This window comes from Shewanella sp. M-Br (assembly GCF_036245925.1).
Classification (GTDB): domain Bacteria; phylum Pseudomonadota; class Gammaproteobacteria; order Enterobacterales; family Shewanellaceae; genus Shewanella; species Shewanella oncorhynchi.
In genome coordinates, this window is sequence record NZ_BJBV01000024.1 from 28,244 (window position 1) to 53,940 (window position 25,697).

The following is a 25,697-nucleotide window of genomic DNA, read 5'->3' on the forward strand; positions in this document are numbered from 1 at the left end:
AAGAAAGCACTAGGACGGGGCAGTAGTATACCAAAGGCGGCGCGATTCGACAAACACCAATCGGGATAATTTGCCGTTTATCTCGTCTCTGTCGCTTTTACTTGGTCCCAATAGGCATCGAGCTCTATTAATGTGTGCTCTTCCATGCTTTTACCGCTGTCACTAGCCAACTGTTCAACGCCGCGAAAACGGCGTTCAAATTTAAGATTGGCTTGTCGCAACGCTTGTTCTGGATCGACCTTAAGATGGCGAGCTAAATTCACCACGGCAAACAGCAAGTCGCCCATTTCGGACTGCACTTTAGCTTGGTCTTGCTCGGGTTGATTCACTTCATGCAAGACTTCATCGATTTCTTCATGGATTTTAGCGACCACGGGCTCAAGCTCGGCCCAATCAAACCCGACTCGCGCCACCCTTTGCTGAATTTTGATTGAGCGCGACAGCGCAGGTTGGGTACGCGGAATATTGTCTAACGCAGAAACCACAGTATCAGTTTGGGTTTTACCCGCCACTTGCTGGGCCTTTTGTTCACGCTCAGTCGCTTTTATCGCCTCCCAATTGGCTTTCATCGCTTGGGCGCTATCGCCTATTTGCGGATTTTGCTCACCGAACACATGGGGATGACGACGGGTTAACTTGTCGCTAATTTTCTCAATCACGCTCGTAAAGTCAAACTTGCCTTGCTCTTTACCGAGCTGACAATAGAATACGATTTGAAATAACAAATCTCCGAGTTCATCGGGTAACTCATCCCAGGCTAAACGCTCTATGGTATCGGCAACTTCATAGGCCTCCTCTAAAGTAAAAGGCACTATGGTTTGAAAGGTTTGCGCTTTGTCCCAAGGACAGCCCGTGTGCGGATCACGCAGTTTTTCCATAATGTTAAGCAGCGGCTCAACATCTGTTATAGACAGTTCTGTTGTAGAAGTTTCAGTGAGAGAAGGTTCAGTAGTAGAAAATGAGGTTAATGGCGCCGTGTGGGAAGTCATGCTGATATCCTTTAAAGATAAATACTGCAACGGGCGAATATTGAGAAAGAACAAAAAATACGCCTGTGCAGTGTTTTTTAGCAAAAGGCTACAATAAAGCGATGATGATAAGCTAGGTAAAATAAAAGCGCTATTTTGATGCTGAGATCAGATTTTAGTGACGTATTTCAACTAAGACTTATTTTAACTAAAGAGCGTTCGCTCCATTTCGTAATTCACTCATCTCGTGAGCAATAAATTGACAACCTTCCTCCCCAATAAATTCTCATCTATGTCCTGCATACAAGTATTTAGCGCAAGCCATCTTAAATGATAAGATACGCAGCAATATTTCAATGAAGCTAAAACTCACCGAGTGAAGACCTGACAATTTCGGCCAAACTATGTACATGATAAATGCGGTCCTTCAATTTATTCATTTGATTGATGTTAGGTATATTTCGATTCTGTCGTCCGATGTTAGGACGCACACCCTTATCGTTTTTAAGCATTACTGGAGACAAAACTCATGACAAACGTGACAGTGGATGCCACGCAGTTAACGACTAAGCCATCCCAAGATGGTTTTTATATGCCTGGCGAATGGGCTGCGCAGCAAGCGGTGTGGATGATTTGGCCCTATCGTCCTGATAACTGGCGTGCAGCTGGTGCTTATGCTCAGGCGACCTTTGCTAAGGTGGCCGATGCCATTGGTGCGGCAACTCCAGTGTATATGGGTGTCCCAAAAGCCTTTTTAGCACAAGCCAAAACGGTTATGCCATCCCACGTCACTCTGGTTGAAATGGATAGCGACGACTGCTGGGCTCGCGACACTGGGCCAACCGTCGTTGTGAATGATAATGGCGAATGCCGTGGTGTTGACTGGGGTTTTAATGCTTGGGGCGGCCATAACGGTGGTTTGTACTTCCCATGGGATAAGGACGAGCAAGTCGCGCAGCAAATGCTTGCGCAGCATGGTTTTGCCCGTTATCGCGCGCCGCTGATCCTCGAAGGTGGCTCCATCCATGTCGATGGTGAAGGCACTTGTATGACGAGTGCCGAATGTTTACTTAACGCCAACCGTAACCCAGAACTGACGAAAGAACAGATTGAAAATTTACTGCGTGACTATTTGAATGTTAAGCAGTTTATCTGGTTGCAAGATGGCGTATATATGGATGAGACCGATGGCCATATCGACAATATGTGCTGTTTCGCGCGTCCTGGTGAAGTGATCCTACACTGGACCGATGATGAGACTGATCCCCAGTATCCTCGCTCAAAAGCCGCGCTGGAAGTATTGCAAAACATAGTAGACGCCCAAGGCCGTAAGTTAAAAATCCATCTATTGCCACAACCGGGCCCGCTGTATTGCACTGAAGAAGAATCAAAAGGCGTGACCGAGGGCACTGGCGTACCACGTACTGCGGGTGAGCGTTTAGCGGGTTCCTATGTGAACTTTTTAATCACCAATCATCGCATCGTATTCCCGCTGCTTGACCCTGCAACCGATGATATCGCCGCCCAAAAACTACAGGAAATCTTCCCTGAGCATGAGATTGTGGGTGTGCCAGCCCGTGAGATTTTATTAGGTGGCGGCAATATCCATTGTATTACTCAGCAAATCCCGTCTGGAAAGTAACCCAAGGAGAACAGCATGACGATTGATGTCACTGTTAATGCACCACAATTGGCTTTCAGCGGGAGGGCGTAAGATGTTTGAAGTTACTGAAGTTTCTATTGCCGAGCTGCGTGCAGCACTCGAATCTGGCCGCACCACCGCAGTGGAGTTGGTTAAATCGTTCCTCGCGCGAGTTGAGGCGTATGACGGTCCTGCGACAAAGACTAAGCTCAATGCGTTAGTGGTACCCAATCCCGATGCGCTCAAAGAAGCCGAAACCTCAGATGCGCGCCGCGCTCGAGGTGAAACCTTAAGCCCGCTTGATGGTATACCTTACACCGCTAAGGACAGCTATTTGGTGAAGGGACTGACGGCAGCTTCTGGCAGCCCAGCCTTTAAAGATTTAGTGGCGCAATATGATGCCTTCGCCGTTGAGCGCCTACGCGCCGCGGGTGCCATTTGCCTAGGCAAAACCAATATGCCACCCATGGCCAATGGTGGCATGCAACGTGGTCACTATGGCCGCGCTGAAAGCCCATACAATGCTGATTATCTTACTGCACCGTTTGCTTCGGGCTCTTCCAATGGGGCGGGCACGGGCACAGCCGCGAGCTACTCATCATTTGGCCTTGCCGAAGAAACTTGGTCGAGTGGCCGTGGCCCTGCGTCCAATAATGGTTTATGCGCCTATACGCCGTCTCGCGGCGTGATTTCCGTGCGCGGTAACTGGCCGTTAACCCCGACCATGGATGTCGTCGTGCCTTATACCCGCACTATGGCGGATATGCTTGAAGTGCTGGATGTGATTGTGGCCGACGATCCTATCACCCGTGGCGACCTCTGGCGTCTACAACCTTGGGTTCAAATCCCTAAAGCTTCTAGCGTTCGCCCAGAATCCTATCTGGCGTTAGCCGCTAACGCAGACCCCCTTAAGGGTAAGCGTTTTGGCGTGCCGCGCATGTACATCAACAAAGATGAATTGGCAGGCACCAGCGAAAATCCGGGCATTGGCGGCCCAACGGGTCAACGTATTTATACCCGCCAATCGGTTATCGATCTATGGGAAGCGGCACGTAAAGCCTTGGAAGCCGCTGGCGCCGAAGTGATTGAAGTCGATTTCCCGTTGGTTTCCAATTGTGAAGGTGACCGCCCGGGTGCGCCGACTGTGTTTAACCGTGGCATAGTCACGCCTCAGTTCCTCCATGATGAATTATGGGAACTCTCAGGTTGGGCATTCGATGAATTCCTGCGTGCTAACAATGACCCTAAACTCAACAAGCTTGAAGATGTGGTGGGGCATTTGATATTTCCCCATGATCTTGGCACCTTGCCTAACCGTGAAGGTGACTTAGCGGCAGGCATGGAAGAGTACGTCAACATGGCTAAGCGTGGTCTTAAATCCTATGACCAGATCGACAGTATTCCCGATGGTCTGCGTGGCTTAGAGAAGACGCGTAAGCTAGATCTCGAAGACTGGATGGACGAGCTTAAGCTTGATGCCGTGTTGTTCCCAACCGTGGCCGATGTCGGCCCTGCCGATGCCCATGTGAATCCGGCTTCCGCCGATATCGCTTGGAGCAACGGAGTTTGGGTCGCTAACGGTAACCTCGCAATTCGTCATTTAGGCGTGCCGACTGTGACTGTGCCTATGGGCGTGATGGCCGATATTGGCATGCCAGTGGGTTTGACCTTCGCAGGTCGTGCGTATGACGATAATAACCTGCTTAAATTTGCAGGTGCATTTGAGTCAACAGGTGACAGGCGCATGATCCCGCCACGTACACCAAAGCTTGGTGAATAAGCGCTAAGACAATGCATAAGCCCAAGCACTCAATGTAAGAGCTTAGAAATGAAAACGGGATTGGCATCAGAATGCCAATCCCGTTTTTTTTAATACTTACGTCGCTATTCTTTCAACAAAGCTGGATTCATGCTGCTATAAAACATGCTGCTGTAAAAAAGACAGCAACCGTCTTATCTTAATGCCAAGAGCTCTTTTCTGACGATCTCTGCGCCTGCACTTAAGGCGTTGAGTTTACCTCTTGCGACTTGATGGGATAAAGGCGTCATGCCGCAATTAGTACAAGGATAGAGCTTGTCGGCATCGACAAATTTAAGGGCTTTTCGTAGGGTGTCGGCGACTTCCTCAGCGGTTTCAATCGTGTCGGTGGCGACATCAATCGCGCCGACCATGACTTTCTTACCGCGAATGAGTTCAAGTAGCTCCATTGGCACATGGGAGTTGTGACATTCTAGCGAGATAATATCGATATTAGACCTTTGCAGTTTAGGAAACACTTCTTCATATTGGCGCCACTCTGAGCCCAAGGTTTTTTTCCAATCTGTATTGGCTTTGATGCCGTAACCATAACAAATATGCACCGCCGTTTCGCATTTTAGCCCTTCAATGGCTCTTTCTAAACAGGCAATACCCCAATCGTTTACCTCATCAAAAAACACATTAAAGGCAGGCTCATCAAATTGGATAATATCAACACCCGCAGCTTCTAATTCTTTGGCTTCCTCATTAAGAATTTTGGCAAATTCCCAAGCGAGCTTTTCGCGACTTTTATAATGGTCATCAAAAAGCGTATCTATCATGGTCATAGGGCCAGGCAGCGCCCATTTAATCGGTTGCGTTGTTTGCTTGCGTAAAAATTTGGCATCTTCAACAAACACCGACTTTTGGCGGCTCACTGGGCCGACAACCGTGGGCACGCTCGCATCATAGCGATCACGAATTTTAACGATTTTGCGTTTTGAAAAATCAACGCCGTTGAGGTGTTCAATAAAGGTAGTGACAAAATGCTGCCGCGTTTGCTCACCATCACTGACAATATCAATCCCCGCTAGCTGTTGATCCTGTAATGACAAACACAGTGCATCGTGTTTACCGGTAATTAATTCCTCTCCTTGCAATTTCCATGGAGACCACAGCGTTTGAGGCTCTGCAAGCCATAAAGGTTTAGGCAAACTGCCTGCCGTTGAAGTCGGTAACAGTCTGTTGTTAATCAGGGTTTGGTTAAGCGATGTTTTATTAAGTCGTGTTGTCATAATAATGATGCCGTATTGGGTTAATTATTGAGCGTGACGATTAGGAGCAGAGCGACTAAAGGTAATTAGCAGGCCATTGTTCAAAAAACGTTTGGTAGGGCTTAATAAAGTGCTCGGCTGCAAATTTGCCTTGCTCATTCGCCAATTGACTGCGTTCTGCTCGGTCATAAACAATTTGAGTCAGTGAATGATCCAGATTTTTCAAATTAGGTTGATAGCATTTCCCTGCAACAGCATTGGCATTATAAATCTCAGGGCGATAGATTTTTTGAAAAGTTCCCATAGTGCTGATGGTGCTTATCAACTCAAGATGGGTGTAATCATTCAGTAAATCACCAAAGAAATAAAAAGCTAAAGGCGCCACGCTATTTGGTGGCATAAAATAGCGCACCTGTAAGCCCATTTTTTTGAAATATTGCTCAGTTAAAGACGATTCATTTGGCTGATATTCAACCCCTAATACGGGATGCTGATTCTCAATTCTATGGTAGGTTTTATTATCCGACACACTGAGGCAGATAACCGGTGGCTTATTAAAATTCTGTTTGTAAGCATCAGAATTAACAAAAGACTGAAATAGCTTGCCATGCAGACCACCAAAATCATCTGGAATACTAAATTTGGCTTGGCCCTTATTATGCTCTGCCAGTAATACGCTAAAGTCATAATCGCGTACGTAAGATGAAAAGTTATTGCCGACAATACCTTCAATACGCTTATTAGTTTTATGATCAACAATATTGGTTTTCAAAACTTCAATCGATGGGAAGGTTTGACCGCTGCCGTCAATATCCAAATTAACGGATATAATTTCAAGTTCGACAGTATAACGTTCACCTTTGGGGTTATCCCAATGCGCTAAGGCATTAAAACTGTTGTCAATCATCTTTAACGCGTTGCGTAAGTTCGCTTGGCGATGACTACCTCTGGCCAAATTAGCAAAGTTGGTCGTGATACGCGTCTTGTCTGAGGGATGATAATTTTCATCAAGACAAATGCTGTTAATCGTAAATGTAAAATGCTTATTCATAGTGATCCAGTATCCCATTGTCTGATTTCAAACCTGAGTTTATGCCCTGCGCTTCTAGCTTCTCGACCCTACTCTGATAGACATTATTAGTGTTCTGTCTGAGGTTCTATTTAACTTAAGTGCCGATGACTTAAGTCCTGATGGCTTAGCTAGGGTGCAACTTCAAGCTTGTCTAATATTTCGCTTGGAGTCATTTATACGTGGTTCGGCACATGAACAAAAACGGTTTTATTTCACATAGAACATGAGCCATATTCATGATCAATTAGCATGCCGTTGTGGATTAACCTGAACTTGGGATAGGGAAAGCAGAAAAGCAGGAGCAGCAATATGTTTTCGAGTTAGTTCTCCTAGAGCCGGCTTGTAATAGCCGATTACACATATTTTCCCAAAGCTCGTTGTATTACCTGTTGCGCGATATTTATTGTCATTGTGCCCCCAGTGACTCGCCGCCTATTTATTTTAAAAGAAGCATCCCTGAGGGCTCTACTAAAACATGTTTTAGTAGGTCACTGGTGCAACAATGCCAATCTTAACTAACCCTCTCGCTGCTCGTTTAGCTAAAAAGCTATTGCATCATTGTGAGCTATGACCGATTAATCACTCAGTGCGCAGAGGATAATTTGACTTACATTTAGTCATTCCAAAAATATGGAAGTAAAGACAGATTACACCTCTATCTAAGTGACTAAATTTAGCGTACCAGTACACCATCTCGTAGTAACACGAAAATGTCCAAAAGTTTCTTATGTTCAATCGAATGACTTCGCTCAAGTCTAATCAGGTTGAACAATTTAACAGAATACTTATGACTTAGTTTTTGAACCTACGGGTTACGCTAATACTTGAAAGGTGCGCCATGGTGATTTGCGAGACGACCGTCCGCCCCATGGACGTGGCGGTCGAGCATCCAAGGACGGAGTGACTACGCGTCGGGGAGCAAATGCCATGGCAAACCATGGCTCAGAACGATGAACACTCCCTACCGCCCCAATCCTTTATCTCTTGCTTCTAGATGGCTTCTAGATATCGCTCGCTTCGATAGGCGTTGCTAGCCTTAAAGTCGTCTTGCCTCAATCACGCTATCGACTTGGGTCAGTTTAGATAACACCCGCGATAAACCATCGAGGTTATAAAGCTCCAGTTCCAACTCAATCGCGGCGGTCTGATTTTTAGTGTCCGATGACGAACTCATGGCCAGTACATTGGATTTTTCAGCAGCCAGCACTGAGGTTAAGTCGCGCAATAAACCACTGCGATCGTGGGCTAATACCCGCAGACGCATGCGATAACCGCCGGAGTAATTTTCGCCCCAGACCACATCGACACCACGCTCTGGGTGAACCCGCATTAACTCTTTAACTTGTTCACAATCAGCGCGATGCACCGAAATACCACGGCCTTTAGTGATAAAACCTAAGATCTCATCACCGGGAACGGGCTGACAACAACGGGCGATATGGTTAAGCAAGTTACCCACACCGTTAACTTCAACCTGACCACGGCCACTGGAGGTCGGCTTATGTTGGCCTTTCTTAACTAACTCTTCGACGGCATCTTCTTCTGACACTTCGTCGAGTCGCAGACGGCTTTGAATATGGTTAACCACTTGATGCAGACGCACATCACCGCCGCCAATGGCCGCCAGTAAGTCATCCATGCTCGCCATATTAAAGCGCTCGACCGCGATGGCGGCGTCTTTAATTTTAAGGCTCACCCGCGCCAGTTCAGATTCAAGCATTTCTTTGCCGGCGACAATATTCTTGTCTCTGTCCTGCTGCTTAAACCAATGCTGGATTTTCGAACGCGCCCGCGAGGTACGGATATAACCTAAGTTAGGGTTAAGCCAGTCGCGCTTGGGGTTGGGCTGTTTCGAGGTGATAATCTCGATACGCTCGCCCGTTTCAACCTGATAGGTGAACGGCACAATACGGCCATCGACCTTAGCGCCAATACATTTATGTCCCACTTGGGAGTGAATGTAATAGGCAAAGTCGAGCACGGTTGAGCCCAGTGGCAAGTCGACAACTTCACCGCTTGGGGTGAACACATAGACTCTATCTTCAAACACTTGGCTACGTACTTCTTCGACCAAGTTGCCACTTTCGACCACATCTTCCTGCCATTGCAGAATTTTACGCAGCCAGTTAATTTTTTCTTCGTAGCCGCTTTGCTTACCTGAATGATTGCCTTCTTTGTATTTCCAGTGCGCGGCCACACCGAGTTCTGCATCTTCATGCATGTCTTGGGTACGAATTTGAATTTCAACGGTTTTGCCCTCAGGCCCCACCACCACGGTATGAATCGATTGATAACCGTTAGGTTTAGGGTTAGCGACATAGTCGTCAAATTCCCGTGGAATATGGTGCCAAAGCGTATGCACAACACCTAATGCACCATAACAATCCTGCAGACGCTCAGTCACGATACGCACAGCGCGCACGTCAAACAACTCATCAAATTTGAGGTGCTTGCCCTTCATCTTGCGCCAAATACTGTAGATATGTTTCGGCCGGCCGTAGACCTTAGCGCGAATTTGATCTTCATCTAATCTTTGTTGCAACTGACTGACAAACTTGTCGATAAAGACTTCACGATCCAGTCGTTTGCCATCTAATTGCTTAGCGATGTCTTTATAGGTATCTGGATGCAGGTAGCGAAAAGAAATATCTTCCAGCTCCCACTTCAATTGTCCAATCCCTAAACGGTTAGCCAGCGGCGCATAAATATCGGCAATTTCACGGGCCAGCAGCACGCGAGTTTCTTCGTCGGCATTTTTCACCGCCCGTAGCAAACACACACGCTCAGCAAGCTTAATCACCACGGCGCGCACATCTTCGACCATAGCCAATAACATGCGGCGGATATTGTCGATTTGCGGCTCGGTTGAACGAGTATTAGGATTGATTTTCAAGGCGCCGATGGCGTTCATGGTCACGACGCTCGCCACTAAACGCGCCAGCGGCTCACCAAATTTCTCTTGGATGGCGTCTTCGGTCAGTAACCCAGCATCGAGCACAACAAACAAAATTGCCGCCTGCAGGGTTTCAATATCCATGTTTAGTGGTGCGAGGATTTCAATCATCTCTCGAGCACGTTCGAGCAGTTCTCTCTTCGCCGCAGGACTCTTGGCGGGTAAGGCGTCAATCTGCCCTATCAAGGAGAGCAGCATCTGCGCTTCATTGGCATGAGCGACATAGCGAGCCACCCAATCTTCTAAGTGAAAATCGGGATCATTAAAGTGCGCTTCGCGAACAGAGACCATCTAATTTATTTCCTTATCCGTGCTCAGAGAGAAAGTGGGCACCACTTCAGCTCTCCTATCTTCAGCATTGGCGCGAACTTGTCAAACCCAACCGACGTAATAATCACATTTTTTACGTTATTCAAACGCTTTGCTTACTTTGCCAGCGCAAATTACTTGGTTAATTCAAACAGTGCCATGGCTTCGATATGGTGTGTTTGTGGGAACATGTCGATAAGTCCCAGTTGCTGTAATCGGTAACCGCGCTCTAACAGTACAGCGCTATCGCGGGCCAAGCTCGCAGGATTACAAGAAACATACACGACTTTGCGCGGCTTCATTTTCTTTAGCCATTGCAAGCTTTCAAATGCCCCAGCACGGGCAGGATCGAGCAGTAATTTATCAATTTTACCCATCCAAGGCTCAAGGGATAAATCCGCGCTTAAGTCGCCATGGTAAAAGGTCAGTTTATCCAAATTGTTGGCTTTCGCGTTCACCCGTGCCTGAGTCACCATTTCGGCAACCCCTTCGACGCCAATCACATCCGCGCCCATTTTCGCTAAGGGCAAACTGAAATTACCCATGCCGCAGAACAAATCCAAAATGCGCTCATCTGGCGCTGGCGCTAACCAATCCATCGCTTGAGCGACCATGGCCTTGTTAATCTGTCCGTTCACTTGCACAAAGTTACCTGGGGTGAAGCTTAACCTCACCGCATCCGACTCAGCTTTGTCATCTAACAGCTGATAAACCGGTAACACTAACTCTGGGCCAACGCCTTGGAATTGGCCTTCGTTGTCCTGCAGACAAATGTGAATTTGATGCAGCTCGGCAAAGGCTGACAGCTTAGCGAGATCTTTATCGTTGAGCGCCTTAGTGACACGCAGCACAGCGAAATGACCATTATCGGCGGCAATTAACTCAAGATGGCCTAAGCTGGCTTTAGCCGACAATTGGTTCAGCAACTTAGCAAAGGGGACGATCAAGTCCGATAATGGCTTAGCTAACACCAGACACTGACTGATTGGCACCACATTGCTGCTACTGGCGGCGCGAAAGCCTAAACTTAAGTGCTTGGTATTTTTATCAAATAAAGTTGCAAGACGGGCGCGGCGACGATAATGCCAACCTTCCCCCGTGAGTGCGGGCGATAAAGCACCGCCTTCAGTGCCGGCAAACTTAGCCATAATATCCAGCAACGCGGCTTCTTTATGCTCACGCTGACCCGATAATGACATATGCTGTAAGTCGCAGCCGCCGCAGGTGTGGTAGTGTGGACACTCAGGCTCAACGCGCTCAGGACTTGATGAATCGACTTTAATCAACTTGGCACGGGCATAATTTTTCTTTTGCTCGGAGAGCTGTACCGTCACGGTTTCATCGGGCAAAGCGCCAGGGATAAACACGACTTTACCTTGATGTTGTGCTATACCAGCACCTAAGTGATCGAGCTGTTCTACGCTCAGCGATAACTTAGCCGACAACTGTTTGGAACTATTTGGTTTTGCTTTAAAAAATTGCGCCATTTCGGCCTCTAAATCAATAAAATACTGGCAAAGACCGCCCTCTTTCTGGCAGTCTTATAAAATTATCTTAGTCTCTGTCACAGGAAACACCGCCGCTGCTATGAACCCTGTCAACAACATGACCAAATACAGCCTACGTTCTTGGGTTCTTGTGCTGGCGCTCGCGCCAACAATCTTGGTCGGTATCCTTCTGGGCAGCTACTTTACCATAAACCGTTTTTATGAGCTCGAAGATACGCTCGTCGAACAGGGCAGCAATATTATCGAGCCGCTGTCGATTGCCAGTGAAATCGGCTTAGTGGCGAATGATCGCGAGGCGACCAAACGCTTACTCGCGGCGGCGCAGCTCAACAAATCCACCTTAGTAAAATCCATCGCGATTTTCGATGCCAATAATCAACTCTTTGTGACCTCCCACTATCACAAAGACTTTGAGATTATGCGCTACAAAGAAGCCCTCAACACGCTGCATAAAACCGAAATTGAACATGTGGACGACAGCCTTATTTTACGGACGCCCATTTTTGCCACAGGCCCCATTGCTGCTCCCGCTAATTACGACATCCAGACAGACGATGGTCATCTTTTAGGTTATATCTCGATAATAATCAATAAAGAACGCGCCTTGTTAGAGCAACATAGAGCCGCAGTCGCCGCCTTTATTATCGTGTTGATCGGCGTGCAGTTAAACCTGCTATTTACTTTCCGGCTAGTGAAAAACGTCACTCAGCCCATTACTGAAATGGTGCGCGTCGTCGCTAAAATCCGTGAAGGTAAATTAGACGCCCGCTTAGATGGCAACTTGATTGGTGAGCTAGACTTACTCAAACGCGGTATCAATGCCATGGCGGGGTCGCTATCGGAATACCATGATGAGATGCAGCAAAATATCGACCAAGCAACGTCGGATCTGCGGGAAACCTTAGAGCAGATTGAAATCCAAAACGTCGAGCTGGATTTAGCTAAAAAACGCGCCCTAGAAGCCAGCCGAATTAAATCTGAATTCTTAGCGAATATGTCCCACGAGTTACGTACACCACTCAATGGTGTTATCGGTTTTGCGCGGCAATTAGTCAAAACACCATTGCATTCGAGCCAAGTCGATTACATCAAGACCATAGAACGCAGTGCCACTAACCTGCTGGGTATCATCAACGACATTCTCGATTTTTCTAAACTCGAAGCCGGTAAAATGGTGTTAGAAAACATGCCCTTCGGCCTTAGGGAAACCATAAGTGATACTATTACCTTGATCTCGGGCAGCGCACAGGCCAAAGGCCTAGAACTCGTCGTCGATATCGCCCCCAACGTGCCCGACAATGTCAATGGCGATGCCATGCGCGTATGCCAAATCATCAATAACTTGGTTGGTAACGCGATTAAATTCACTGACTCTGGCAGCGTGATGGTCAAAATCGAACTGCAGAGCCAGTCGGATGAACAAGTGGTACTGCGCTGTGATGTGGTCGACACAGGTATTGGTATCGATGAAAGCCAACAGGACTTTTTATTCCAAGCCTTTGGCCAAGCAGACTCGTCGATTTCGCGCCGCTTTGGTGGCACCGGCTTAGGTTTAGTGATCACTAAACGTTTAGTGAATCAAATGGGCGGCCAAATCGGCTTTACTTCATCCCCAGAAAAAGGCTCAAACTTCTGGTTCAGTTTGCCGCTCGGCTTAGGTCAATTCCAAATCGGTGACTCACTGCCGCTCGAAAAACTCAAAGACAAAACTATACTGTTTTACGAACCGCGAGTGCTGACTCATGCTGTCTTGAGCCGCCAATTGAATCAATGGGATACAAAAGTCACCCATCATCAGCATATCCCAAGCTTGTTGACTACGCTCACCACGGCTGAAGCGCCATACGACTATGTTCTCTTGAGTTGCCATGGGTTTAGCGATTCAGCACAACTGGTGAGTACACTAAACTTAGCGAAGACCAAAACAGATTGCCTTATCGTGCTATACGATTGCCAAGAACAGGATGCCTTAACCCAATTTATTCGCCCGAATGCCGATGTGGTGTTGTCTCTGCCAGTCAGTGAGCATCAGCTTGCGCGCAACTTACTCTATCCACCGATGGAGTACGACATCATAGCCCCTGCGACAATATCAACGCCGGTTGCGCGCCAATCTTTAACTGTGCTCGCGGTAGATGATAACTTTGCCAACTTAAAACTGATTGATACTTTACTCAGCGAATTAGTGACGACTGTGGTTGCCGTCAACAGCGGTGATGAGGCAGTTAAACAGGCGAAGACTCGCACCTTCGACTTGATCTTTATGGATATCCAAATGCCTGGCACAGATGGCATTAGCGCCACGAAGCAAATTCGCCAAGGCTCGATGAACCGCAACACGCCGATAATTGCCGTGACAGCCCATGCCATTGCCGAAGAACGCGAACTGATTTTAGGCAGTGGTATGGACGGATATTTGCCTAAACCTATTGATGAAGCGGCGCTCAAAGATATTATTCATCGCTGGATCACTCGACCTAAGTTCACCCATTTTGACCTGCATACGCTGAACTGGGATTTATGCTTAACCCAAGCCAATCACAAGGCCGATCTCGCCTTAGATATGCTCAGAATGTTGCTCGACTCATTACCGCAAACCGTGGCGACGATTCAAACGGCGCTAAGTCAAAACGATCACCCAGTCATGCTCAGTACTATCCATAAGCTGCATGGTGCGAGCTGCTACTGCGGCGTGCCCACCACACAAAGGTTATGCCAAGAAATTGAATCGGCACTAAAACGTGAAACATCGGTTGAAGATCTCGAACCCGAAATACTAGAGTTACTTGATGAGTTAACTAAGGTAGAATCTGCGGCAAATCAAGTGATATCACAGCTATCAGCGGAAATAACAGATGACCAAAAAAACGGGCTTCTTTAAACGTCTCAAGGCGTTAACACTGCCACAAAAACAACTCTTTGCCACTGCACTTTGCCAACGTATGTTGCCCAACTATCAACTGTTTTCCGAAGTCTGTGAGTTTGGCGATCCTACTGTGTTGAGTACCGCATTAGAACTATTGTGGCAATCCCAGTACGACTCCAAGCTCAAATTCAATGTCGATGTGCATCTGCAACGCCTGGAAGATAACACCCCAGATCCTGCTGATTTTGAAGCCTATGGCGTCTATCCTGCTATGGATGCAGTGGTCGCCATATCGACCTTACTGGGTGCGATCCAAGGCAAAATTGAAGAAGATATAGTCAATATCAGCAAATTATCATCCAGCACAGTGGCTAACTACATCGAAGCGATCAGCGATGTCGATTTGGTGGATGAAGCATTAGATGATTTCGTTTTCGCCCATGAAGTCATGGAGGAAGAGAAAGAATTACAAAATTCTCTGTTGGAAATTATTGAAGAAAATCCAAAGATCACCGCAGAACTGGTCAAAGGTTTACGCAAAGACATTATCGAAGCTGGCGTATCAAATATCGGTATCAGCGTCGCTTAATTGATGGGGGTGCTTGGGGTTACTCAAGCACCTATTATCCATGCAGAATAAGAAAGGGATCATCGTTTTACACCTTCACCAACGAATCCCGTCAAAGATATCCAGTTGCTATAAATAGCATCAATAAAGATTGAGTTATTCCAATGAAAAAGATTGTTTATCAAGGATTTGTCTTAACCAATGGCGAAGGACGCACCGACAGTTGGAAACTGACTATCAAAGATCAACAGCGTATCGGTTCTTTATTTGAACTACGGCGTTTAGTGGGATACTTCTTAGAACTCGGCATACTGCCCGCGACACGCTCCAGCCTGCAAGATGCAAAACAAACGCAAAATACTATGAGCAAAAACACCGTAAAACCTAAAAGACGCTAAAAATCAGTTCCCCTATTAAATCAACGCATAGAGAATAACTCCGGCGCCTTTGACTGCATAAACTCAATAAAGACTCTTACCTTTAGCGGCTGCTGGCTGCGCTGATGATATAAAATCGAAATTCGCCTCTGTTCGCCAATCCATTCAGGCAGTAATACTTTAAGTTTTCCCTCTTTAATCTGCTGTTTTACAAATAGTTCAGGACCATACAAGATCCCGCCATGGCCTAAAGTAGCCTGAATCGCTCCGTGTAAGTCCGTGAGGGTGAGCTTAGTCGGGCCATTAAAATAAAAAGACTCGCCGCTTGGATGCTTTAAATGCCAATTAAACAGCGGCCAGACTTTTATCAGTTGATGGGCTTCAAGATCATCGGGATGCTCAAGTTTAGGTGCCTGAGCCAAGTATTCTGGCGTGGCAAACAGGCAATAGTCGAGCTCGCCTAAGGTACTCGACACCCAAGAAGAATCAGGCTGAGCCCCGCCAACAATCGCCACATCTATGCCTTTATCGATCAAATCGACTAACTCATTACTCTGGGAAATGTGCAAACGGATATCAGGATACAAACGGCCAAACTCATTCAATGCTTGAATAAACACGATGGAAATAATCGAAATCGGCGCGGCGATGCGTAAGGTTCCCTCGGGTTTATCACTACCTAAACCACTTAGTTCATCAAATTGAGCAACCACACTCTGGTAGCGTTGAAAGAGCGCCAGCCCTTCCTCCGTCAATCGTAACTTGCGGGTACTGCGCATAAAGAGCTGTTTATCGAGCTTCTCTTCCAACTTCGCTAACTTGCGGCTCACAGTGGCGATAGGCATATCGAGCTCCTTCGCCGCCTGCGAAAAACTACCCGCATTGACTAAATGCACAAAAAGATAGACAAGTTGTAGTTCAGCGCCTAAATCATCACTCATTGCATATCCTAATTTCACATATTGGGTATTGACGTTAAAACGCTAAATTCACTAAGTGATTGTGTTTTAAACATTGAATTATTCACTTATACGACCATAGCGCAATAGCCTTAGATTGAAATGGTATGTTATTTTGTGGCGAGTTTTACTGCGCTGGCGCTAAATCTGGCTCTAAAGTGACATAAAAAGAAGCAAGTGCTGTAACTCTGGCCACCAAGAATCAAAGCAACAGTAAAATGACGACGGTGGGCGAGTTTATTCAAATTTAATCGTAAGGATGAGTGAGGGAAATGACCATTTTAACCCCTCTGTTTGCCGTCTTCGGGATCATGTTGCTCGGTACACTAGTGCAAAAACTAAAACTCTTGCCCGTCGATACGGATCAAGTGCTAAACCAATATGTCTACTATATTGCGTTCCCTGCAATCATGCTTATCGCCCTCGCCCAACAGCCGATTGACGAGATTTTGCAATGGGGATTTATTGCGGGCTACAGCACAGCTATGGTGATCACTTATCTTGTCTGCCTAGGGCTATCGCTGATAGCTAACCCTAAACAGCATGCAGTTGCCGCCATTCGAGCCCTCAATGCCACCTTTGGTAATACGGCATTTATTGGTATTCCACTGCTCATCATCCTCTTTCCGCAGCAGCAAAGTGCGTTAGTCGCCGCCGCGATTGCCAGCTTATTATCCGTGCTGATGTTTGCCGTCGCCTTAGTCTCGATGGAACTGGCCACTAACACCCAAAGACAACACCACGCCTTAGTCATAATGGCGATGGCGGTAGGTAAAAACCCTATCGTTATTGGTAGCTTAATTGGCGTCGGCATTTCGGCGCTAGAGATAAAACTGCCGTCAGGGCTGGCGCTAATGATCCAGCAAATAGGCAATACCTCAAGCCCCTGCGCCCTATTTGCTATCGGCATGGTACTCGCCAAAGCGATGCGCTACCAGAAAGATAGCAGCGTATTTAGCCCCAAGAATTTTATCGAACTGAGCCTTATCAACCTCTTCAAGCTGACTATCCAACCGGCACTCGTTTACTTTATGCTTAACCGTTTTGGAGTAAGTGGTGACTACCTGATCATGGGCGTGATCTTGAGCGCACTGCCCACCGCGGCTAGCGTGTACTTACTCGCCCAGCGTTATAACACTCAGGCTTCAACCAGTGCTCAAGGCATTCTATTTGGCACCTTAGTCACTTTCTTCAGTTTACCTATCTTAGAAAGCTTAGTAAGAACCTATGCATAATCAGTTAATTAAAAATATTTACTGTCGATAATGCCGATTTTTCACCCAAGCCACTTTACTGTATATAAAATCAGTATATACTGTTTATCAATACAGTGGTTTGGTATGTTTTTCGACAGGAATTCACTATGCTTTGCCAACTCAGCATTAATAACTTCGCTATCGTCCGTTTTTTAGAACTGGATTTTCGCCCCGGTATGACCAGCATCACAGGTGAAACCGGTGCGGGTAAATCGATTGCCATCGATGCGCTAGGCCTATGCCTAGGCAATCGCGCCGATGCCAGCAGTGTTCGTCCCGGAGCCAATAAAACCGAGGTCAGCGCCCGCTTTTCCTTGGATGATATTCCACTGGCAAAACGTTGGTTAGAAGATAACGATCTTGAACTCGATGATGAGTGCATTCTACGTCGGACTATTGGTAGCGATGGCCGTTCACGCGCCTACATCAATGGGAATCCAGTGCCGCTGACGCAGCTAAAATTACTGGGTCAGTTGCTTATCGGTATTCACGGTCAACATGCGCACCATGCAATGTTAAAAAGTGAACATCAACTCACCCTGCTCGACAGTTATGCCAACCACAGATTGCTTATCGATACGGTTGCCGCTAGCTTTCAACGCTGCAAGCAAATTGAGGCCGATCTAAAACAACTCGAAGCCTCACAGCATGAACGTATTGCCCGTAAGCAATTAGTGCAATATCAAGTAGAAGAACTCGATGAGTTTGATCTTAAAGTTGATGAGTTCGATGAGATTGAGCAAGAGCACAAACGTCTGGCCAATGGCACTGAGTTGATTGATACCTGTCAGGCGAGCTTAGATATACTCACAGAGGGCGAAGAGAACAATATAGAGTCGCTGCTCAATCGAGTCGTTTCCCTCGTCGAAGATCTGCAAAGCTACGATCCTGCATTAAGCAATATCAACACTATGCTCAATGATGCCTTAATCCAAGTGCAAGAAAGTGCCGGCGAATTGCAGCACTATTTGAGTAAGCTCGAACTCGATCCGACCCATTTTGCCTATTTAGAAGAACGGCTATCAAAAGCCATGCAACTGGCGCGTAAGCATCATGTTAGCCCGAATAAACTGGCCGAGCATCATTTAGCATTAAAGGCTGAGCTAAGCACCTTAGACAGTGACGAAAGCAAGCTAGAAGAAATTCAGCTTCAAGTCGAGGCAAGTAGAGCCGCTTATCTTAGCAATGCGCAAAAGCTCAGCCAAAGCCGTGCCCGCTATGCTAAAGAACTCGACAAACTGGTGACTCAGTCAATCCACGAACTGAATATGCCTAAGGGTAAATTTACGATCGAAGTCAATTTCCACCCCGAGCAAATGTCAGCCAATGGCAGTGACAATATCGAATTTATGGTCACCACTAACCCTGGCCAACCTTTGCAACCGATTTCGAAAGTCGCGTCTGGCGGTGAGCTCTCACGGATAGGGCTAGGGATCCAAGTGATTACCGCGAAGAAAGTTGCCACACCGACATTAATTTTCGATGAGGTGGATGTCGGGATTTCCGGCCCCACCGCAGCAGTGGTGGGCCGCATGTTACGCAGCTTAGGGGAATCGACCCAAGTACTGTGCGTGACTCACTTGCCGCAAGTTGCGGGCAATGGTCATCAACACATGTTTGTCGATAAATTTAATAAGGCAGGCAGTACTGAGACCACAATGAAATCGCTCGATCGTGAGCAGCGTATCCAAGAGCTTGCAAGACTGTTAGGTGGCGATACTATCACCAGCAATACCCTAGCAAACGCAAGGGAACTGCTGCAATAGTAGTATGGATCAAATAACGAATGAGGTCGCTAAACGCTTGAATCTACACACTGTATATCACAAGCTAAGGGGCTATATCAAAAACTAAGGGTTAGTTGTTGACCATGCTAACTAACATGCCGGGTTAACTATCATGTTAGGTTAGCGATAATGTTAGCTAAAACACCAGACTAGCCCTTGCAGACAAATAAACGAAAACACGCCCGCTAAGACATCGTCAATCATAATGCCAAAGCCACCATGAACTTTGGCATCGAGCCATCGAATAGGCCAAGGTTTGATGATGTCGAAAAAGCGAAATAGACCAAAGCCGACTAACAACCAACCCCAGCCTGCTGGTGCCGCTATCATAGTGATCAGTAGTCCAACCACTTCATCCCACACAATCGCACCGTGATCGTGTACCCCCATATCTTGAGCGGCTTTACCGCAGATATAAAATCCCGCAAATGCGCTCAATAAGGTTAAGCCGATATACCAAGTGAGCGGTAATGGCGCCATCAATAAATAGAGGGGAATGGCTGCTAAGGTACCGAAAGTACCAGGCGCTTTAGCGGCGAGTCCGCTACCAAAACCGAGTGCCAAAAAGTGGACAGGATTTTTTAATGACAGGCGCGTTAGCACCTGATCCTTTGACAACCATTTCATTAACATGCTCTTCGCTTAAAAGTGCTCGAAACCGTGATACGGTGGTGTAAACGGCTCACCATTGAGTTGCAACTTGAGCTTACTGCCTGCACAAATTTGTCCAACGCGAACAAACTTTGCTCCTGCATGGCTCAACGCTGTCTCAAGCGCACCTTTTTGCGCTTCAGGAACGGTGAACAGCAGTTCATAATCTTCGCCCCCCGTAAGCGCATAACCTAAGGCATGCTCCTCGCTGACGGTATCTTGCATCGCCCGTGAAAGCGGGATGCAATTAACATCGACAACCGCACCAACTGCCGAAGCCTTAAGCACATGACCGATATCCGAGATAAACCCGTCGGAAAGGTCGATAGCACTGGAGGCAAGCGAACGTAAAGCTTGGCCCGCTAAGACTCTTGGTGTTGGACGATAATGGCGATTGATCAGGAATTCTTTATGCTCGGCTCTAGCCTGTTGCGCGCCGCGAATGATATCCAGACCTAAGGCCGAATCTCCGAGCGTGCCCGTGACATAAATCCAATCACCCGCTTTAGCACCATGACGCGTGAGTGCCTTACCCTGTGGGACTTGGCCGTGCACTGTGATGCTAATCGCCCGTGGACCACGAGTCGTATCGCCGCCAATTAAGGCGATGCCATAGTAATCGGCCGCTTCAAACAAGCCTTCACTAAAACCACTGAGCCAAGTCTCATCGACTTCGGGTAGCGTTAAGGCAAGCGTCATCCACGCGGGTTCAGCGCCCATGGCAGCCAGATCAGATAAATTTACCGCTAAAGCTTTGTAACCTAAGGCAGCGGGAGGCATATCGGGGAAGAAATGGACATTTTCAACTAAGGTGTCACAGGAGATAGCGATCGACTTGTTTTCTGCGGGTTGCACTAAAGCGCAATCGTCACCGATGCCAAGCTTCACATCACGGCGAGTGGGGCCGCGGTTGCTAAAATAACATTCAATTAATTGGAATTCTTTCACTGTACAGTTTGGCACGACTTACATCGGCCACCTTTGTTAGCAATGAAAAACGGTATCCTAAGATACCGTTTGTCTTTATTACTTGCGTGCAACCAGTTTGTCGAGCAGTCCGTTCACAAACTTATGACTCTCGTCCGCACCGAAAGCTTTTGCCAACTCAATCGCTTCGTTAATCGCGACCTTGTATGGCACATCTTTACGGAAAGTCAGCTCATAGGTCGCTAAACGAACTATGGCTTTCTCTACTGGAGACACTTCATCAATCGGGCGTTCCAGATGCGGGATGATCAGCTCATCCAATTGGGTTTTCTTCGTTGCAACGCCTGAAAATAGCTCACGAAAATAAGCTACATCAACACCGTCGAGACTTTGTTCAGTTAAAAACTCATGCTCGACATCGGCAATATTATTCCCGCTTAGTTGCCATGAATAGATGGCTTGAACGGCTAAACGGCGGGCCTTGCGGCGCTCAGAAGGCTTCATTATTTTTCCTACTATAACAACTGTTGTTCAAGTTCTTGCAGAACATTGACCATTTCAAGCAAGCTTAGAGCAGCTTCGCCGCCTTTGTTACCCGCTTTGGTACCTGAACGTTCAATCGCTTGTTCAATGGTATCAGTGGTCAAAACACCGAAAGCAACAGGCAGATCAAATTCTAAAGCAACTTGAGCTAGACCTTTATTACATTCGCCTGCAACAAAATCAAAATGAGGAGTACCACCACGGATCACCGCACCTAATGCGATAATACCGTCGAATTTACCACTGGCAGCTACGCGACGCGCAGCTAGCGGCAACTCAACCGCACCTGGTACACGGACAACAGTGATATTGTCGTCGCTGACTTGGCCAAAACGTTTCAGCGTGTCAAGTGCACCTTCAAGCAAGCTCTCAACTAAAAAGCTGTTGAAACGCGAAATTACAATCGCAACTTTGGCATTTTTCGCTTCGATATTACCTTGAACTACGTTCATTATCTTACCTAATTTAGCTAAAGCACCCAGCTCGGGGCGAAAAGTGGCGACATGATATCACAGCCAATTGCCCAGAGCCCTATGCAAATTATCAGAAATTGTTAATTTTACTTCAGTGTAACTTTGGGTTTCAGTCCGCCACATACTCAGTCACTTCAAGGCCAAAGCCTGAAAGTGAATGGTAGCGTTTAGGCGAGCTGAGCAGGCGCATCTTAGTCACGCCAAGGCTAGCGAGGATTTGCGAACCCACACCCACACGGCGCGACGTCCCCTGCCATTTTGCAGAAGCAGGCGCTTGGCCTTGATCTTCAGCTTCAAAGGCTTTCACCTTAGAGAGAATTTCACAGGGATGTTCTTGATTCCCGAGTAAAACCAATACGCCACCTTCTGCAGAAATACGCTCCATCGCCTTTTCGAGTGGCCAGCTGCGTTGCTGATCGCGCTCTGAGTGGAGTAAATCGTTGAAGGTATTTTGCAAATGCACGCGCACCAAACAATCTTCTTTCACCTCACCTTTGACTAAGGCAAAGTGCAATTGATTGTCGATAGTGTCTCTAAAAGTCACCATATCGAACTCACCGAAACGGGTTGGTAATTTGCATTTAGCTTCGCGCACAACCGTGGTTTCTTTGGTATTGCGATACTCGATTAAAGCCGCGATAGTGCCGATTTTGATGCCATGCAACTCGGAGAAAATCTCCAAATCTGGGCGACGTGCCATAGTGCCGTCTTCGTTCAAAATCTCAACGATAACGCCCGATGGCTCAAGTCCCGCAAGACGGGCTAAATCACAGCCAGCTTCAGTGTGGCCAGCGCGGGTTAATACGCCGCCATCCTGTGCCATTAGCGGGAAGATGTGCCCTGGTTGCACTAAATCAGACGCTTTAGCCTCTTTAGCCACAGCCGCTTTCACCGTTACAGCGCGATCGTGGGCCGAAATACCGGTAGTCACACCTTCTGCCGCTTCAATAGAAACCGTAAAGTTAGTCGAGAACTGGGCGTTATTATTCGTCACCATTAAGGGGAGATTTAACTGCTGGCAACGGGCTTTAGTCATGGTCTGGCAAATAAGCCCACGGCCATATTTCGCCATAAAGTTAATCGCTTCTGGCGTGACCATTTCGGCCGCCATGATCAAATCACCTTCGTTTTCTCTGTCTTCGTCATCCATCAAAATAACCATTTTGCCTTGACGAATATCTTCGATGATCTCTTCTATACTGTGCAGCGCCATTGTAGGACCTTATGATTTTGCTGTTATTATGAAATTCTATACCTAAATAACCTAAGCTGCCGATAAGCTTAAGTTAAATAATCTGCTCCTGTGCACTAACGCACAAAGCCGGCACGGGCTAACATTTCCATGGTGACGCCACCGCTCTTGCTGTCTTTGCCATCATAATTCATCAAGCGTTCAAGATAACGGGCGATTAAATCCACTTCGATATTCACCTTATCGCCCGCTTGCAGGTCGATTAACGTGGTTTCACCTGCGGTATGCGGCACTATGGTCAAGCGGAATCGACTGCCGTCCACTTCGTTAACCGTCAAACTCACGCCATCAATGGTAATGGAACCTTTATGGGCAATGTAACGCCCAAGCTCTGCGGGTGCGGCTAACCAAAATTCAATGGCTTGACCACGCACTAAGCGTTGCTCAACCGTTGCAATACCGTCAACATGGCCGCTGACCATGTGGCCGCCTAAGCGTGTGGTTGAGGTAACGGCCTTTTCAAGATTTACCTTAGTGCCCACTTTGTAGTGAGCAAAGCCGGTTAGACTCACGGTTTCGGCAGAGACATCAGCCACATAGCCGTCGACTAATTGCTGCACAACCGTTAAACACACACCGTTGGTGGCAATACTGTCGCCTAAACGCACATCGTTTAAATCCAGTTTGCCGCTCGCCACGGTAAGACGAATATCATCGCCTTTACGCTCCAGTTTGCGCAGGGTGCCAACGGCTTCAATAATCCCAGTAAACATGGTTAACTCACTTAATTAAATAAAGAAGTAATAAGGCATAAGACTCAAGGTTAAACGGTTATCTTGCTCCAATTCGATTTAGATAAAGAGGTATCAAGCATAACGCTCAAAGTTAAACGGGTATCTAGCCCTAATTTGCGCTCATCTACCAAAATTAGTGCAGGAATGTGTGCCATGGTTTGATAATCGGGCAATTGCAGCAGATTACGCCCATACCCACCGAGGATTTTCATCGCTTGGTACAGCACTAACTCATCGGCAAGCCCCTGCGCTAAAAATGCGCCCGCTAAGGTTGCACCCGCTTCCACCAGCACGTGATTACAGCTTTGGCCTAAATAGCTTAATAGTTCAGGCAATGAGACGCGACCTGCAATTGCAGGTAACACGAGGCAACTCACATGGGAGGGCAATTGTGCTTGAAACTCTGCGGAATAAGCCACGGTCGAGACCAAGAGTATGGGCGATACGATAGCCAAGCAGGCGGCCGATAACGGCAAACGGGCACGGCTGTCGAGTATCACTCTTAATGGCTGCAGTAATTGCGCCTCGGTTACACTGTCATTTAAGCTGCCAAGTTCCTGATAACGCACATTAAGTAAAGGAGCGTCTGCCAGTATGGTTTCGATCCCCGTGACCAGTGCACAAGAACGTAAACGTAATCGCTGCACGTCGCGGCGAGATTCTGGACCAGTTATCCATTTAGACACACCGTTAGACAGCGCGGTTTTACCATCAAGACTCGCAGCCAATTTGACTGTAACTCTGGGTAAACCCGATTCCATGCGCTTCATAAAGCCTAAATTCAAGGCATAGGCTTCATCGCGATGTAATCCCACATCCACTTCAATGCCGGCATCGCGCAGCATTTGAATACCGCGACCAGCCACTTGCGGATTAGGATCTTCAACCGCCACCACCACGCGTTTAACGCCAATATTGATCAGCGCCAAGGCACAGGGTGGCGTGCGGCCATAATGGCTACAGGGCTCTAAGGTGACATAGGCCGTTGCGCCGCGGGCGTGTTCACCAGCCATACGTAACGCATGCACTTCGGCGTGGGGCTCACCCGCTTTTTGATGATAACCTTCGCCGACAATCTGATTATCTTTAACGATAACGCAGCCCACACTGGGATTGGGCCTCGTGGTGTAAAAGCCTTTGCGCGCCAATTGAATCGCGCGGCTCATCATTTGGGTATCGAGTACGGACCAACTTATGTTCAAGCTCATGTTCAACCCTGTTGTTAAAGGTTTCGGCTTTCACCAGTCTTACAAATCTGTTTTTAAAACCTGTCTTGCAGAAGCTATTAATCAAAAGCCTCTTTTAAAGCTAGCGCAACTAAACACCGATAGACTAGCCACAAAAATCGAATAACTACTTTTGTAGCTTGGCGATGGCTTCGCCAAATTCAGACACGTCTTCGAAGGCGCGGTACACAGAAGCGAAACGTATGTAGGCGACTTTATCTAGGCTCATCAATTGCTCCATCATTAAGTTACCCACCATTTCTGACGGCACTTCCCGCTCGCCAGTGGCGCGCAGAGTAGACTTGATTTTGCTGAGTGCTTGCTCGATTTCATCCATAGATACGGGGCGTTTTTCAACGGCGCGTAACATGCCACCTTGGAGTTTTTCTTCATCGAAGGGTTGGCGTGAACCATCGCGCTTAATCACCCTAGGCATGACTAATTCGGCGCCTTCGAAGGTGGTAAATCTTTCATGACATTCGGTGCATTCTCGACGACGGCGCACTTGGTGGCCTTCTGCCACTAATCGGGAATCGATGACTTTAGTATCTGTCGCGCTACAAAATGGACAATGCATTGAGCCTCCTGCCAGAGAATGGTCGTAAAGCGTTAAT

At 47.3% G+C, this 25,697-nt stretch carries 21 protein-coding genes; 7 read left to right on the forward strand and 14 right to left on the reverse strand.

The features are described 5' to 3' along the window. Nucleotides 1-77: 77 nt before the first annotated feature. On the reverse strand, nt 78-989 hold the full coding sequence (mazG, locus tag AAA952_RS18195) for a nucleoside triphosphate pyrophosphohydrolase (protein WP_338258758.1): 912 nt from the start codon (nt 987-989) through the stop codon (nt 78-80). A 508-nt stretch (nt 990-1,497) separates the two neighbouring features. On the opposite strand from mazG, the gene aguA reads away from it, so the two are divergent. Both aguA and AAA952_RS18205 read left to right on the forward strand, forming a co-directional pair. Continuing rightward, nucleotides 1,498-2,610 (forward strand): agmatine deiminase, encoded by a 1,113-nt coding sequence (aguA, locus tag AAA952_RS18200; protein ID WP_338258759.1) that lies wholly within the window; start codon nt 1,498-1,500, stop codon nt 2,608-2,610. 73 nt (nt 2,611-2,683) lie between these two features. Then, entirely contained in the window at nt 2,684-4,390 is a 1,707-nt protein-coding gene (locus AAA952_RS18205; protein ID WP_338258760.1) for an amidase, read from the forward strand. Nucleotides 4,391-4,563: 173 nt separating this feature from the next. On the opposite strand, the gene AAA952_RS18210 is transcribed toward AAA952_RS18205, so the two are convergent. From AAA952_RS18210 to rlmD, 4 genes are all read right to left on the reverse strand, one after another. Beyond that, entirely contained in the window at nt 4,564-5,643 is a 1,080-nt protein-coding gene (locus AAA952_RS18210; protein ID WP_338258761.1) for a methionine synthase, read from the reverse strand. A 55-nt stretch (nt 5,644-5,698) separates the two neighbouring features. Continuing rightward, nucleotides 5,699-6,673: a DUF1852 domain-containing protein gene (locus AAA952_RS18215; RefSeq protein ID WP_338258762.1), complete on the reverse strand. Its 975-nt coding sequence runs from the start codon at nt 6,671-6,673 to the stop codon at nt 5,699-5,701. A gap of 1,057 nt (nt 6,674-7,730) precedes the next feature. After that, a complete protein-coding gene (relA, locus tag AAA952_RS18220) occupies nt 7,731-9,938 on the reverse strand; it encodes a GTP diphosphokinase (RefSeq protein ID WP_338258764.1) in 2,208 nt (735 codons plus the stop codon). Between the two features lie 152 nt (nt 9,939-10,090). Beyond that, entirely contained in the window at nt 10,091-11,443 is a 1,353-nt protein-coding gene (rlmD, locus tag AAA952_RS18225) for a 23S rRNA (uracil(1939)-C(5))-methyltransferase RlmD (protein WP_338258765.1), read from the reverse strand. A gap of 100 nt (nt 11,444-11,543) precedes the next feature. Between rlmD and barA the strand changes: the two genes are divergently transcribed. From barA to AAA952_RS18240, 3 genes are all read left to right on the forward strand, one after another. Beyond that, nucleotides 11,544-14,345 carry a two-component sensor histidine kinase BarA gene (barA, locus tag AAA952_RS18230; RefSeq protein WP_105251754.1) on the forward strand — a complete coding sequence of 934 codons (2,802 nt, stop codon included), beginning with the start codon at nt 11,544-11,546 and terminating at the stop codon, nt 14,343-14,345. Next, entirely contained in the window at nt 14,320-14,919 is a 600-nt protein-coding gene (locus AAA952_RS18235) for a YjaG family protein (protein WP_028761381.1), read from the forward strand. The genes barA and AAA952_RS18235 overlap by 26 nt, the downstream gene beginning before the upstream one ends. Nucleotides 14,920-15,062: 143 nt before the next feature. Beyond that, entirely contained in the window at nt 15,063-15,296 is a 234-nt protein-coding gene (locus tag AAA952_RS18240) for a DUF3319 domain-containing protein (RefSeq protein ID WP_113939354.1), read from the forward strand. A gap of 20 nt (nt 15,297-15,316) precedes the next feature. Here AAA952_RS18240 and lldR read toward each other — a convergent pair whose 3' ends face one another. Continuing rightward, on the reverse strand, nt 15,317-16,216 hold the full coding sequence (lldR, locus tag AAA952_RS18245) for a LysR family transcriptional regulator LldR (RefSeq protein ID WP_105251752.1): 900 nt from the start codon (nt 16,214-16,216) through the stop codon (nt 15,317-15,319). 290 nt (nt 16,217-16,506) lie between these two features. On the opposite strand from lldR, the gene AAA952_RS18250 reads away from it, so the two are divergent. Together AAA952_RS18250 and recN are read left to right on the forward strand one after the other, a co-directional pair. Next, nucleotides 16,507-17,469: an AEC family transporter gene (locus AAA952_RS18250; protein WP_113939353.1), complete on the forward strand. Its 963-nt coding sequence runs from the start codon at nt 16,507-16,509 to the stop codon at nt 17,467-17,469. A 128-nt stretch (nt 17,470-17,597) separates the two neighbouring features. Further along, nucleotides 17,598-19,256: a DNA repair protein RecN gene (gene recN, locus AAA952_RS18255; RefSeq protein ID WP_338258766.1), complete on the forward strand. Its 1,659-nt coding sequence runs from the start codon at nt 17,598-17,600 to the stop codon at nt 19,254-19,256. Nucleotides 19,257-19,409: 153 nt separating this feature from the next. Here the strand turns inward: recN and AAA952_RS18260 are convergent, their stop codons facing one another. From AAA952_RS18260 to nrdR, 8 genes are all read right to left on the reverse strand, one after another. Next, nucleotides 19,410-19,904: a phosphatidylglycerophosphatase A family protein gene (locus tag AAA952_RS18260; RefSeq protein WP_028761385.1), complete on the reverse strand. Its 495-nt coding sequence runs from the start codon at nt 19,902-19,904 to the stop codon at nt 19,410-19,412. 15 nt (nt 19,905-19,919) lie between these two features. Then, a complete protein-coding gene (gene thiL / locus AAA952_RS18265; protein ID WP_049821775.1) occupies nt 19,920-20,876 on the reverse strand; it encodes a thiamine-phosphate kinase in 957 nt (318 codons plus the stop codon). Between the two features lie 78 nt (nt 20,877-20,954). Beyond that, entirely contained in the window at nt 20,955-21,359 is a 405-nt protein-coding gene (gene nusB / locus AAA952_RS18270; RefSeq protein WP_006082638.1) for a transcription antitermination factor NusB, read from the reverse strand. Nucleotides 21,360-21,370: 11 nt separating this feature from the next. Continuing rightward, nucleotides 21,371-21,850 carry a 6,7-dimethyl-8-ribityllumazine synthase gene (gene ribH, locus AAA952_RS18275; RefSeq protein WP_006082639.1) on the reverse strand — a complete coding sequence of 160 codons (480 nt, stop codon included), beginning with the start codon at nt 21,848-21,850 and terminating at the stop codon, nt 21,371-21,373. A 130-nt stretch (nt 21,851-21,980) separates the two neighbouring features. Beyond that, nucleotides 21,981-23,084 (reverse strand): bifunctional 3,4-dihydroxy-2-butanone-4-phosphate synthase/GTP cyclohydrolase II, encoded by a 1,104-nt coding sequence (gene ribBA / locus AAA952_RS18280; protein ID WP_028761388.1) that lies wholly within the window; start codon nt 23,082-23,084, stop codon nt 21,981-21,983. A 95-nt stretch (nt 23,085-23,179) separates the two neighbouring features. Continuing rightward, nucleotides 23,180-23,836, reverse strand: a complete 657-nt coding sequence (locus AAA952_RS18285; protein ID WP_212599291.1) for a riboflavin synthase — start codon at nt 23,834-23,836, stop codon at nt 23,180-23,182. A gap of 50 nt (nt 23,837-23,886) precedes the next feature. Then, complete coding sequence (gene ribD / locus AAA952_RS18290; RefSeq protein ID WP_338258767.1) at nt 23,887-25,065, reverse strand: bifunctional diaminohydroxyphosphoribosylaminopyrimidine deaminase/5-amino-6-(5-phosphoribosylamino)uracil reductase RibD; 1,179 nt, start codon at nt 25,063-25,065, stop codon at nt 23,887-23,889. Between the two features lie 145 nt (nt 25,066-25,210). Next, entirely contained in the window at nt 25,211-25,660 is a 450-nt protein-coding gene (gene nrdR / locus AAA952_RS18295; protein ID WP_006082643.1) for a transcriptional regulator NrdR, read from the reverse strand. Between the last annotated feature and the right edge of the window lie 37 nt (nt 25,661-25,697).